Origin of the sequence: Corallococcus sp. CA041A (assembly GCF_003612075.1) — a bacterium.
GTDB classification, from domain to species: domain Bacteria; phylum Myxococcota; class Myxococcia; order Myxococcales; family Myxococcaceae; genus Corallococcus; species Corallococcus exiguus.
Genome location: NZ_RAWF01000133.1, coordinates 14,447 through 27,161 on the forward strand (window position 1 = coordinate 14,447; position 12,715 = coordinate 27,161).

The 12,715-nt window shown below is 70.1% G+C and carries 11 protein-coding genes; 6 read left to right on the forward strand and 5 right to left on the reverse strand.

Annotation, left to right across the window (positions count from 1 at the left end):
* The first annotated feature begins 76 nt into the window (after positions 1–76).
* The 3 genes from D7V77_RS23275 to D7V77_RS23285 all read left to right on the forward strand — a co-directional run bounded on the left by D7V77_RS23275 (position 77) and on the right by D7V77_RS23285 (position 3,791).
* Positions 77–1,150 carry a DUF2804 domain-containing protein gene (locus D7V77_RS23275; protein WP_120578491.1) on the forward strand — a complete coding sequence of 358 codons (1,074 nt, stop codon included), beginning with the start codon at positions 77–79 and terminating at the stop codon, positions 1,148–1,150.
* Positions 1,151–1,249: 99 nt separating this feature from the next.
* On the forward strand, positions 1,250–2,638 hold the full coding sequence (locus tag D7V77_RS23280; protein ID WP_120578492.1) for a tail fiber domain-containing protein: 1,389 nt from the start codon (positions 1,250–1,252) through the stop codon (positions 2,636–2,638).
* A gap of 163 nt (positions 2,639–2,801) precedes the next feature.
* Positions 2,802–3,791 carry a hypothetical protein gene (locus D7V77_RS23285; RefSeq protein ID WP_147452134.1) on the forward strand — a complete coding sequence of 330 codons (990 nt, stop codon included), beginning with the start codon at positions 2,802–2,804 and terminating at the stop codon, positions 3,789–3,791.
* Here D7V77_RS23285 and D7V77_RS23290 read toward each other — a convergent pair.
* The 5 genes from D7V77_RS23290 to D7V77_RS23310 form a co-directional block, all read right to left on the reverse strand.
* Entirely contained in the window at positions 3,783–5,135 is a 1,353-nt protein-coding gene (locus tag D7V77_RS23290) for a phosphoenolpyruvate kinase (protein ID WP_120578494.1), read from the reverse strand. The genes D7V77_RS23285 and D7V77_RS23290 overlap by 9 nt on opposite strands.
* Positions 5,132–5,779 (reverse strand): DUF3226 domain-containing protein, encoded by a 648-nt coding sequence (locus tag D7V77_RS23295; RefSeq protein WP_120578495.1) that lies wholly within the window; start codon positions 5,777–5,779, stop codon positions 5,132–5,134. The genes D7V77_RS23290 and D7V77_RS23295 overlap by 4 nt, the downstream gene beginning before the upstream one ends.
* The gene (locus D7V77_RS23300) at positions 5,779–6,927 is read right to left on the reverse strand and encodes an ATP/GTP-binding protein (protein ID WP_120578496.1); all 1,149 of its coding nucleotides are present in this window, start codon (positions 6,925–6,927) and stop codon (positions 5,779–5,781) included. The genes D7V77_RS23295 and D7V77_RS23300 overlap by 1 nt, the downstream gene beginning before the upstream one ends.
* 134 nt (positions 6,928–7,061) lie before the next feature.
* Positions 7,062–9,617 carry a M1 family metallopeptidase gene (locus tag D7V77_RS23305; RefSeq protein WP_120578497.1) on the reverse strand — a complete coding sequence of 852 codons (2,556 nt, stop codon included), beginning with the start codon at positions 9,615–9,617 and terminating at the stop codon, positions 7,062–7,064.
* Positions 9,618–9,629: 12 nt separating this feature from the next.
* The gene (locus D7V77_RS23310) at positions 9,630–10,193 is read right to left on the reverse strand and encodes a hypothetical protein (protein WP_120578498.1); all 564 of its coding nucleotides are present in this window, start codon (positions 10,191–10,193) and stop codon (positions 9,630–9,632) included.
* A gap of 137 nt (positions 10,194–10,330) precedes the next feature.
* Between D7V77_RS23310 and D7V77_RS23315 the strand changes: the two genes are divergently transcribed.
* The 3 genes from D7V77_RS23315 to D7V77_RS23330 all read left to right on the forward strand — a co-directional run.
* A complete protein-coding gene (locus D7V77_RS23315) occupies positions 10,331–11,434 on the forward strand; it encodes a hypothetical protein (protein ID WP_120578499.1) in 1,104 nt (367 codons plus the stop codon).
* 131 nt (positions 11,435–11,565) lie between these two features.
* Positions 11,566–12,276 (forward strand): CHAP domain-containing protein, encoded by a 711-nt coding sequence (locus tag D7V77_RS23325; RefSeq protein WP_158624469.1) that lies wholly within the window; start codon positions 11,566–11,568, stop codon positions 12,274–12,276.
* A gap of 13 nt (positions 12,277–12,289) precedes the next feature.
* On the forward strand, positions 12,290–12,715 hold a 426-nt coding region (locus D7V77_RS23330), incomplete at its 3' end, for a transglycosylase domain-containing protein (RefSeq protein ID WP_233597182.1).

Sequence of the window (12,715 nt, forward strand, 5' to 3'; positions counted from 1 at the left end):
GCGAATGTCTTCGGGGCGCCGCTTGGGCGCTGTGTTCACGTGACAGGGGCGGCGAAGTGCCGTCCAATGTTTCGCGATGACGCTTGAGCGTGAACGAGAAGCCTTGCTGCCCTTCGCCCCGAATTCGGTGGCCTCCACGGAAGGGGAACCGCGGTTCGGGACGTATCAGGGAGAGCTGCCGGAGGTGGACCTGCCCCGGCTGTTGGGGAAGTGGGCTCCGGGGCGCGCGACGCGGCTGCTCAAGCGCAAGCGCTGGCACTACACCTTCGTCGCCACGCAGGAGGTGGCGGCCCTCTTCGCGGTGGTGGACCTGGGCTACACGGCCAACGCCTTCGCGGTGGCGGTGGACCTCCAGGAGAAGAAGCCCCTCTGTGACGTGAGCTTCCTGGGCGTGCCCGGGCCGCTCGCGGAGGTGAGTGACAAGCCGGGCGCGGGGCTCGTGGCGGCCTTCCGCACGCTGGGCGGGCGCATGTCCGTGAAGCGCGGCGAGTCCGACGAGCGCTACCAGGTGGAGGTGGACGTCAGCCGCATGCGCACGCAGTCGCTCCAGTCGTTCCAGTGGAACGGCGAGCTGCTGGTCGCGGGCGGTCCGCCGGCCCTCACCGTCATCGCGCCGGTGCAGGGCGACGGGCTGGTCAACGTCACGCAGAAGCGCAGTGGCCTCCTGGCCTTCGGGAGCCTGGAGGCGGGGGGCCGGCGCTTCCGGTTGGATGGCGGCGTGGGCGGCATGGACTACACGCAGGGCTACCTGGCGCGGCACACCGCCTGGCGCTGGGCCTTCGCGGCCGGACGGCTGCCGGATGGCACGCCCGTGGGCCTCAACCTGGTGGAGGGCTTCAACGAGGGCGCCACCGAGGCCAACGAGAACGCCGTCTGGCTGGGCGACCGGCTCTACCCGGTGGGCCGCGCGCACTTCGAGTACGACGCGAAGGAACTGCTCGACCCGTGGCGCCTGACGACGGCGGACGGCGCGGTGGACCTGCGCTTCAAGCCCATCTACGTGCACCGCGAGGAGCGCAACCTGCGGCTCGTGGTGAGCCACTTCGCCCAGCCCGTGGGCTTCTTCGAGGGCACCCTGCGCGTGGGTGGCCAGGAGCTCAAGCTGTCCAACGTCCCCGGCGTCACCGAGGACCAGGACATGCTCTGGTAGACGCAGCTCTCCGGGACGGCCTGATTCGCGGGGACGTCCCGGGTTGTCTTGGACCCGGTGCTTTGCCAGTGTGAGCCGCCTTCACCGGGAGAGCACCGCATGTCGTCTGTCCGAGGAGCTGGCGTCGCGTTGGGTTGTGTCGTGGGTCTGGTCACCAGCGCATGTGGCTCCGACCCGGCGCCCGGGCAGCAGCGGGAGATTGGCACGGGGCTGACGCTGGAGGGCGACGCGGTGCGCGTCGTCTACGGCGACGGGCCGGGCACGGCGGTGGAGGGGAATGATCCACGACTGTCCGCCGCGGGCCAGGGCATCCGCAACGGGACGGCGCCGCAGGACGCGTCGTTCGCGGTGGCGGGCACGGGGCAGGTGCGGGGCCGGCTGACGGCGAACGCGGACGTGGTGCTGGACGCGTCCGCTTCCGCGAAGACGCCCGTGCCGCTCTTGTCCGTGAGCAACACCGTGTCCGGGACGGGGGAACCCACCTGGGAGCGTCAGGGCGTGTTCGCGGTGGACTCCGCGGGCGGACTGCTGGCCCAGGGCGCGCAGGGCTTTGGCGCGCTTCCCATGTCGGGCAAGGGCGACCGGATGATGTGGTACCCGAACAAGGCAGCCTTCCGCGCAGGGCATGCGGTTGCGACGGAGTGGGACGAAGCCAACATCGGGGTCGTGTCCTTCGCGAGCGGTAGCAACACGACGGCCAGTGCCTACGGCTCCTTCGCGTTCGGCGACCAGTGCATTGCGTCCGGCACGGTCGCGGTGTGCATGGGCTCCGCCAACACAGCGAGCGGGACCGCGTCCTTCTCCGCCGGCGCTTCCAACATCGCGAGCGGCTTCGCCTCCGTGGCGGTGGGTTACACCAACCAGGCCACGGGGCAGGGCTCCGTCGCGTTGGGCTACCGCACCAGCGCCAACGCGGACTACTCCACGGCACTGGGGCAGCGCGCGAGCTCCGGCGGCTTCACCGGATCCTTCATCTGGGCGGACCAATCCACCAGCTCCAACGTGGCGACGAACACCGCGAGCAACCAGTTCATGGTGCGCGCGTCGGGAGGCGTGCGGCTGCGCACGAACAGCACGCTCACCACCGGGTGTGACCTGCCGGCGGGCTCGGGCGTGTTCAGCTGCACGTCGGACCGGACCACGAAGGAGGACTTCCGCCGCGTGGACGCGGAGGCCGTGCTGGCGAAGGTGGCGGCGATGCCGGTGGAGAGCTGGCGCTACAGCGCGGAGGCCGGTGGCGTGCGGCACCTGGGCCCGGTGGCGCAGGACTTCCGCGCGGCGTTCGGCCTGGGGACGGATGACAAGAGCATTGGCCTCCTGGACATCGACGGCGTGAACATGGTGGCCATCCAGGCGCTGGCGCGCCGCACGGAGGAGCTGCACGCGAAGAGCGCGGAGGTGGACACGCTCAAGGCCCAGATGGCCGAGCTCCAGCGCAGCCTGTCCCGCCTGGAAGCGGCCGTGCATGCGAAGGGTGCGAAGCCCTGAGGGCTCCGTGCGCGTTCATGCAGGATGCAGTACGGGGCGCGGTGTAGGCTCTTTCCGCGCCTTTTTCGCCTGAGGAGGACTCCACCCCATGTCCTGCCCGCATTGTGGTCAGCCGCTCCCTGAAGGCCAGTCGTCGCGGACGTGTCCCCACTGTGGCGGGGACGTGAACGCGCCCAGGTCGCCGGTGATGGACGAGGTGGCGGACCAGGCGCAGCGCGCGGCGGACTCGGCGGGCCGCGCGGTGCAGGACGTACTGGACGACCCGAGGCTGCGCGAGCGGCTGCCCGGAGGCTCGCTGCCGCTGCTCGGTTCCGGACTGGTGGCGGCGGCGGTGGTGGCTCCGGTGCTGCCCTTCATTGGCGGCGGGCTGGGGCTGCCCTGGTCGGTGTTGATGCTGGTGGGCGCCGGCATGCTGGGCGCGCGCGAGTGGGTGGCCGCGGGCCGGAAGCTGCCGGACGCGCTGGTGCCGGTGGTGAAGTGGGCCGCGCATCCGGCGTTCCTGCCCATGTTCACCGCGCTCACCGTGACGCAGGCGTTCCTGTCACTGGGGTTGGGCGTGGCGCCGCTGTTGTGGGTGCTGGCGGCGGTGGTGCTGGGCTCCGTGCAGTGGCGGGCGTTCAAGGCGTCGTCGCTGGCGGAGCCGTCGCTCACGAATCGGCCGGCGGACGTGCGGCTGAAGCGGTGGGTGTTCGCGGGCGTGGCGGCGTGCGCGGTGGGGCTGCTCCTGCCGTGGAGCTCGGCGTGGTCGCTGGTGCCCACGGCCCACCTGCAGCGCGAACGCAACATCACCATCGACAACAACTTCGCCTGGGACATCCAGGACAACGACACGTGGAAGTTCAACACGCTGGTGCTCCCGTCGGGTCAGGGCGCGGGGACGGGGCGCGGCCGGCTGGGCGCGACGGGCGTGGTGCTGGGGCTCTTGGCGCTGGGCGTGCTGGGGTCGGTGCGGCGCGCGCGGGAGGCACTGCCTTCGGTGGTGCCGGCGGTGCTCGCGGGGCTCATCACCGTCTGGGCGCTGACGGGCCTGGCGTCGAAGCCGGGGCCGTGGCTGTTCCTGCTGGGCATCCTCGCGGTGGACGTGGCCGTCGCGCGCGAGTGGCTGGGGCCCCGGAGCGCGGTGCCCCCCACGGAGCCGCCCGCCTCAGCGTGACGCGCGGCCCTGCACGATGGCGCGGAAGGAGCGGCTGCGCAGCTCCTCCAGCGAGAGGCCGGTGGCGCGGGCCTCCTCTTCCGTGAGGGCGCCGCAGGCGAGCCCGCGCAGGAAGAAGTTGAGCAGGCCCTGGCCGGTGGCGGCGTCGTCGAACACGTCGCCCAGCAGGGTGGCCTGGGCGGCCTTGTCCACGAAGGCCTTGAGGCGCTGGGACGCTGGCTCCAGGCCCTCCTGGAAGAAGGCGTAGACGGCGGCGTAGCGCACGGGGAGCTGTGCGGGGTGCAGGTCCCAGCCCTGGTAGTAGCCGCGCTCCAGCGAGTGGCGCGTGTGCCGGTACGCCACCTGCCACGCGCGGTGCACGGCGTCGGTGTTCTCGCGCCGCTGCATGGGGAGGAGCGGGGTGTCACCCTGCTTGCGGTGGGGGCCCACGGGCATGACGTTGGTGGCGCCGTCGGACAGGCGCACGCCGCTGCCCGCGAGGAGCACCTGCACGGTGTCGCGCAGGTAATCGCAAGCGGGGTGGAGCATGTGCTGCATGTGCGCGCTGACATCCAGGGCGGCGGTGTAGTCGTAGACGCCCAGGTGCACGTGGGAGCAGCGGCCCTCGCCGGCCTCCACGAGCGAGCGCAGGTGCGGCCGGCCGCGCGCGTCGAAGAGTGCCTGGGGCGTCTCCACCATCAGCTCCAGGGAGAGCGCGCCGGGGGACAGGCGGTGGGCGGACTCCAGCTCCGACAGCAGCTTCGCCAGGGCGGTCACCTGTTCAGGCACGGTGACCTTGGGCAGGGTGACAACGAAGGACTGAGGCAACCTGCCACCGGATTGCTCCAGCAGCGTGGTAACGAAGAGGTCCAGGGTGCGCGAGGCGCGGGCGTAGAGCTCTTCCGTGAAGGACTTCACGCGGATGCCGATGAACGGAGGGAGCGAGCCCTGCTCCAGGCCCAGGGCCACCTCCGTGGCGGCGGTGACGGCGTGGGCGTCCTCCTCCGAGTCGGGGCGGTGGCCATAGCCGTCCTCGAAGTCGATGCGGAAGTCCTCCACGGGTTCACGCTGGAGCTTGTCCACGACGCGGTCATGGACGCGCTGGGCGAAGCCGCCGCGCTGGGGCAGGCCCAGGCCATGGGCGAGCTGGGAGCCATCGGCGGCGTAGTCGCGCAGCGCCGCGAGCGCCAGGTCCCCCATCTTTCGCGCGGTGCCAGCGCGGAAGAGGTGGGCGCCGCCGTACACGGTGTGCACGGGTTGGCGCCGGGAGGACTCGCCCGGATACACGTGGGTGAACGCCACGTTGGCGCGGCGCAGGGCTTCACGGGAGGCGGCGGAGGCTTCGGGCGTGAGCGTGGTCTTCATGGGGCTGGGGCTTCGGGAGCGGGGATGAACAGCCGTCGCATCCAGGCCACGAAGCGCTGGGCGAGCTCGTGGTCGGCTTGGAGGTAGTGCTTGGACACGGCCTGGCCGAGCGGCGTGCCGGGTTCCTGCTGCCAGGCGAGCCAGGTGTGGATGGCGGCCTTGGACCGGTAGGTGGGCTTGAAGCGGCGCTCGGGGAGGGTGTCCAGGGCCGTGAAGGCCGCGGGAAGGAGTGGGTCGCCCTGCGTGACGAGCTGCTGGAGGAAGTCCTCCATGATTCCCGTGAGTTGGTTGTCCGGCATCATCCAGATGCCGATGCGCGGCAGCGTGCCTTGGGCGGGAATGATGATGCCTGCTGCTTCGGTCTGCCTGGGTAGCTGGGTGTAGCCAGAGTGCTCCAGCACATCGCGGAGGGATTGCCAGCGTTGGGGGAGGTCTTCATCCGCGTCGACAACGACGCCGATGGTCTTCACCCCAGGCACACGTGGCCGGACCTTCAAGTCATCGCGCAGCCGCTCGTACCCGTCCTTGGCTTCAACAACGAAGAGTTGCTTGTTGTCGAGCTTGTGGTGGTTGCAGAGGTGGTAGACGACTTCGCGGTCTTCCGCGCCTTCCACCAAGAGTATCCGCTCTGGCTTGGGCGGCATCAGCGGACCTCGATGGATTCCCGGGTGATGATCTCCAGGTCGCCCTCGTTGAAGACGGTGGCTTTGATGTCGCCAGCTGATTGAGCGAGGCTGATGAGCATCCCGTCCGCAGGATGGGCGGACGCTGCCTTCTGGAAAGCAGTGATGCAGTCCCAGCTATGCGTGGTGGCGAAGACCTGTACGCCGAGCTGACTGGAGGCTTCGAAGATGAACCGCCAGAGCTGTTCCTGAGCCGCGTAATGGACGCCGCTCTCAACCTCATCAATCAGGAAGATTCCGTGCTTGGAATTCACCAAGCCCAGAGCGAGTTCGAAGATCCGGTTCATCCCATCGCCCATGCTTTGTAGCGGCTCGGGAGATGTGTGGCCTCTTCTGGCGACAAGCGCATATCGAGTGCCCTGGTACAAGGCGCCTTCGACAAGAGAAACACGCTCGATGTCCGGAGCGATGATCCGCAGGGCTTGGAGCGCTGATTGTTCGCCATTGGTAAGGACAATGCTGTCCCACAATGGCCCGATATCAAGCGGTTTGATGCCTCTTGCTGGCAGGTACTGGCAGGCAAAAGAGTTTTTGGCATTGAGTCGGCTTTCGACCGAGCCGCCAGCCACGCTTGATGTCCGAAGATCGCTTAGGTCGATAACGCGATGGTACCGATAGGAGCCAGTAGTGATCCGGACCTGAAGTACTTCCTCCTCCAGTTCATCCTGAGGGGATGAGGGCTTTTCATCCGCCGCGATGAAGGACGTCTCAGATGCTCGGGAGCCTTTCGCTCCCTGCATGAGGGGGCTTCTGCCCAGCCGGACGGAAAGCTTCGGGTCGAGATCGCGGGTGCTCAGGTAAAAAGATGTCAGTGCAGGCTGCTCGGAAGGCTGGAAGAAGGCACGCATGATGTTGATGCGTTGTGCCTTGTCGTCTCGCGGTGCATGTCGATGGACCTCTTGCCGGAACTCAAGAAGTTCCTTGAGCTCCCATGCCGCATCTGAACCTGCCGCATAGACCTTGAGCGCTTCCAGAACCGTGGTCTTCCCCACGTTGTTCTTGCCGACGATCAGATTGACGCGGCCCAGGCGCGGAATCTCCAGGTCCCTGAACGCTCGGAACCCCTGGATGCGGAAGGAGGGGAGGAGGGGAGCGGAAGGGGGCGGCATGGCAGCAGTGTCCTGGCGCACGGCCAGGCGCCGTGCAGTGCGCCCCGGGTGAGCCCCGAGGCATCTCGAACCATCCCCAGAACCCCCCGGCCGCGCAACTTCCAGATGCGCGGCCGGGACAGTCCTTCAGGGGCTTACGGCCGGCGCTTCAGCCACGCGGACACCTCCGGGGTCACGCGCTCGCGCAGGGCCACGTCCTGGGTCAGCCGCTCCAGGGTCTGCGCCGTGGCCTGCTGTGCCTCCGGAATCGGGTTCGCCTGGAGCAGCGCCTTCATCTGCTCCAGTTGCTCGCGCGTGCGCAGCAGGCCCAGGCCTTCCACCACCCGGCGCAGCAGCATGGGCGCCGCTCCCGTGCGCCCCACCAGGTCCTTCCAGTGCTTCTGCAGCTGCGCCCACCACGCGTCGCGCCCGGTGCGGTTGCCCAACAGGCCTGTCGCGAAGCTCGCCACGTCCTGCGTCTTCACCGTCTCCGTGAACAACAGCGCCTGCGCGCGCTCCGTCAGCTTCGCGTCCTCGAAGGACGTGAGCGCCATCAGGTAGCGCCGCTGCGTCGCCGGGTCCGGCTCCTTCGGCATCCGCTGCGACAAATCATCGAACAGCGCCGCGTCGCCCGCGCGCGCCACCATGCCCACCGCCGTGTCCAGCAGGTTCGCGTCCAGCGCGGTCTTGTCTCCCTGGAGCATCCGCGCCACCAGCGGACGTGCCTCCGCCAGCACCTGCGGACTGCGCGCCAGGCCGCCCACCGCGCGCACCAGCGCCGCGCGGCGCAGCCGCACCCGGTCCGGCTCGCCCTGCGCCGCCTGCCAGCCCAGCTTCTTCAGGCCGCCGCCCAACAGCTGCTCCACCCACCGGCGGAAGCGCTCCTGGTCCTCACCCTCCGTCAGCCGGTTCTCGATGTACCCGAGCCGCCCGACGAGCTCGTCCAGCACCGCCTCGTCCTCCTCGTCCCCGAAGCGCGCCGCCAGGTCCAGCAGGTCCGCCACCGGCGCCTGCGCCGAGCGCACCAGCGCCCACATGTCCGCCAGCAACGAGATGCGCTCCGACGGCGCCAGCGTCCCCATGTTCGCCGCCAGCGCGTCCAGCGCCGGCTTCTCGTACGCCACCCGGTAGAAGCCCGTGGAGCCGCCGTTGGCGCACAGCCACTTCACGTCGCCCGAGCCGCCCTCCAGCGTCACCGTCGTCTCCGCGTCGCGGAAGAGCACTCGCTGCTCCTTCACGCCGCTTGCGTCCTCGAAGCGCAGCACCATGGGCACCGGCCACGTCTCCGAGCTCTTCACCCCCGGCTCCGAATAGAGGCGCTGCTGCGACAGCGTCACCTTCCGCCCCTCCACCTTCACCGACACCAGCGGGAAGCCGCTCTGGCCAATCCACTTCGTCGCCAGCTCGTTCACCGGCTGCTTCGCGGCCTCACCCAGCGCGTTCCACAGGTCTTCCTTCACCGCGTTCGCGCGCGCGTGCTTGCGCATGTACAGCCGGATGCCTTCGCGGAAGGGCCCCTCTCCCAGGAACCCTTCAATCATCCGCAGCACCGCGCCGCCCTTCTCGTACGTAATCGCGTCGAAGCTCTCACCGGCCTCGCCCGCGTTGCGCACCTCACCGTGGATGGGGTGCGTGGACTTGAGCGCGTCCAGCGCCAGCGCGCTCGCCCGGTGCGCGTCGAAGTCCAGCCACATGCGCCAGTCCGGCCGCCACTGGTCGACAATCTTGAAAGCCATCCACGTCGCGAACGCCTCGTTGAGCCAGAGGTCGTCCCACCACACCATCGTCACCCAGTTGCCGAACCACTGGTGCGCCAGCTCGTGCGTCACCACCTCCGCCACGCGCTTCTGCACGGACAGCGGAGCGGTGGCCGGGTCCAACAGCAGCGCCACCTCCCGGTAGGTGATGAGGCCGGCGTTCTCCATCGCGCCCGCCTCGAAGTCCGGGATGCCCACCTGGTCCACCTTGCCAAAGGCATACGGCAGCCCGAAGTAGTCCTGCAGCCGGGGCAGCACTTGCAGCGCCGCGTCCTGCCCGAACTTCGCCAGGTGCGCCTTCTCCGGCAGCGCCCACGTGCGCACCGGGATGCCCTCCGCCTTCTCCTCCGGCGTGCCCACCAGCGGGCCCACCACCAGCGCGATGAGGTACGAGCTGAGCAGCTCCGTCTCCTCGAACGTCACCTTGCGCAGCGCCCCGTCCTTCTCGTCCTTCACCACGCGGCCGTTGCCCAGCACCGCGTGGCCCTCCGGCACGCGCACGGTGAGCGCCCAGCGCGCCTTGAAGGCCGGCTCGTCGAAGCAGGGGAACAGCCGGCGCGCGTCCGCGGCCTCGAACTGCGTCGCGGCCACCTTGCCCGCCGCGTACAGGCCGCGCAGGCCGTCGCTGAAGTGCCCCGTCCACAGTACGTCCAGCGTGGCGCTGCCCGCGGGCAGGGGCGCATCGAACGTGAGCACCACCGTCTCGCTCACCGGGGCCACGCGCTTGGACGCGGGCTTGCGCACGTCGTTGCCGGCGCGGAAGGTGACCTCGCCCAGCTCCAGTGCGTTGGCGTGGAGGATGATCTCCGTCGTGGGCTGGGACAGCTCCAGCTCCACGTGCTGCTCACCCGTGAAGGTGCGCCCCTCCAGGTCCAGGGTCACCGTCGCTTGATAGCGGCGCGGGCGGAGGGTGGTGGGCAGGCGGAAGTTCTTGTCGTCGGTGGGATGCGCCATAGGGGCGGCAATCTAGCGCCGGCCGCGCCTTGTGCTCGTGCTCCATTTCCCAGTGTCCGCCGCTTCACGGCGTTCCAACCCCGCTGACGGGGGCACCAGCTGCCCGAAGAGGCTCGACTCGCGCTGGAAGAAGCCCTCCGTGTGGAAGGAGGCGCCGAGCTCCAGCCAGAGGAAGTCCAGGTGGTGACAGAGCTCGTGCAGGAAGGTGCGGAGGTACGTGCGGAAGGCCACGACCCGGCCGCGCTTCGCGGTGCGCATCCACACCTGGATGCGGGGCCGCTGCCCGGGCGCCCACGTGTAGAGCCCGTGCAGCTCGCCCTCGTCATTCGAGGGCCGCGTCTCCAACACCTCCACCTCCACCCCGGCCACCTCCAGCCGCTCGGTCAACGCGCGGGCCAGGGACTGCGTCGCGGCCTGGATTACCGCCCGGTCCTCCTGGAGCAGCGCCTGGCGCACCGACTCCACCCGGGGCCGCAGCGTCGCGGGCGTCCGCAGGGGCACCTCCGTGGCGGCGTCGCTCCGCCGGTAGATGCGCTGCTCGGCGGGCGACAGGCGCTGGTAGTAGGCGAAACGCACCGGGGTTCAGTCTAACCCGTGAGGTCCTGTCGCGCCGTACATCCACCTCCACCGGGCGACACCTCCGTTGGCCGGCGGGCAGGAAGGTGCCTCGGTGCATGGCATTGGAGCGGGGGACTCGCGCAGACTGCCGGGCCATGGGCTCTCGTCTCGTCCACGTCCTCCTCATCTCCGTGGTCACCGTGCTGGGGCTGCTCGTCCCGTGGGCGCAGGCGGACGACTGGGCCCGCCTGCTGGAGACGGTGCTGGGCTCGGCGGCCATCTGGCGGCTGTCCTCGGTCGAGCAGGGCGTGGTGCACCGGCTCGCGGAGCTGGGCGTCTTCGCGGTCGCGGGGGCAATGCTCGGGAACGCGCAGGCTTTCGCGCTGCGCCGGGCGGGGCTCCAGGTGGCTGGCTGGGCGGGGTTGACGGCGATGGCGGTGGCGGTGGGCCTGGTGGGCTCGCGGGCCCTGGCCGTGGCGCTGGGACTGTCGCCCGGGACGGCGTCCATCGGGATGGGCGTGGCGGTGGGCCTCACGCAGGGGTGGCTCCTGCGCCGCGAGGTGCATGGCGCCGCCGTGTGGGTGGCGGCGTGCGCGGTGGGCTACGGCATGGCCGGGCCGGCGGCGGACTGGAAGGCCAATGCCTGGAGCGCGGCGGTGGACGTGGGCGCGACCTGGCGCCTGTCCTCCATTGTCATCACGGCGCAGGCCATGACGTGGGGGGCGCTCGCGCTGTGCACGGCCATTGGTGGTGCGTTCATCCTGTCGAGCCTGCGCACCCAGGTGCTGCCCACGACCGGTTCGCGGATGCCCGGCGCCCTGGGGCAGTTCGCGGTGCTGGGGCTGGCGCTGCCGCTGATGGTCGCGCTGGAGGCCCGGGAGAAGAGCCCGCCGCCGGTGGAGTTTTCGCCCGCCAACCCTCCGAGACTGATGCAGCCCAGGCCCACGCGGACCTGGGAAATCGAGCGGCCCGGGGCGGTCCCGAGCACGCCCGGCGAGTACATCAGCCCCGGATGCGTGGGCGTGGTCTGCGGGAACAGTGGATTGGGCCCCACGTCGCCGCGTCCGTCCCCAGGGATCATCACCGAGCCCCGGCCCCGTCCGGCGCCTGTCCTCCATGACGAGCACCTGCGCACGCTGTTCCGCGAGGAACAGAAGCGGATGCCGCCGCCCGGTCGCCGGTGGAACAACCCCGCGTCGGGTGAAGTGCATCCGCCCGCGGGCGCGACCGGACGCGGCTCGAACAGCGTCGCGCCCTGAGGGATTCAGGGCGCGCGGTTGCCATGGGTGGGAACTTCCTTGCCCAGCGCATGCCGACAGGTGGGCGTGCTCCGTCGTGAGGTGGACACGCGCAATGCCGCGAAGACCGGGCACGGCGGTTGCTCTGTCGCGTGCGCATGGGACGAGGCGTGTGCGTGGGCGCGTTGGTGAGCGCGCTGGTGTGGGGCGGGGCGGCTCAGGCGGCGAACAAGGTCACGGCGACGAAGAAGGCGCGGCCGGTGGTCGAGTTGTCGGACCGGGCGCTGTGGCGGGCGAAGTCCTGGGTGGGGATGACGACGCTGGCGAAGATGAGCTCGACGGTGAGCGATGACTGCTCGGGCATGACGCGGCTGGCGTTCCAGCAGCGGCGGTTGGATTTGCTGCCGGACGACGTGCTGCCGGAGGAGAACGGCGTCACGGCCATCCACCGCAAGGCGCGCGCGCTGGGGATGCTGACGGAGACGCCGAAGCCGGGCGCGCTGGTTTTCTTCAAGAACACGTTCGACCGCAACCGCGACGGCCTCATCAACGACGGTCTCACGCACATCGGCATCGTGGAGCGGGTGGGGACGGACGGCACGGTGACGTTCGTGCACAAGTCCGGCGGGCTGGTGAAGCGCTCGCGCTTCAACCTCGCGCAGCCGGAGGCGCGCAAGGACGCGAAGGGACACGTCATCAACGACTGGCTGCGCCGCCAGGGGAAGAAGACGCGCGGCTACCTGGCGGGGGAGCTGGTGGCGGGCTTCGCGTCGGTGGACGAGCGCTGGCGTTCGCCCGAGCAGCCGCGCCTGGCCTCCGCGAAGCTCACCGTGAAGGATGACGCCCGGACGGCGCGGCGCTAGACACGGCCGGAAGATGTCCACCGTTGAAGGTCCATCCGAGTCCCCGAGCCCCGAACCCTCCGGCCCCATCCCGCCGGCACCGCCGGAGGTGCAGCCCGCGCCGACGCGAAAGAGGCGCTGGGCGCGCTGGATACTCGTGGGCGTGTTGGTGCTGGGCCTGGGAACCGCGGCGCTCACCTTCGCCGGACTGCCGGACGCGGACTCCCTGGCGAAGGAGAACCCGAAGACGACCGCGCTCATCGAGCAGCGGGCGACCGAGGCGCGCGAGGCCGGACGCAAGCCGCGCCGGAGGCAGCAGTGGGTGCCGTTGTCGGCGGTGTCCAAGCCCGCGGTGGACGCGGTGCTCATCTCCGAGGACGCGAGCTTCTACCTGCACGACGGCGTGGACACGGTGGAGCTGGCGCGCGCGGTGGGGCAGGCGGTGGAGAAGGGCGAGCTG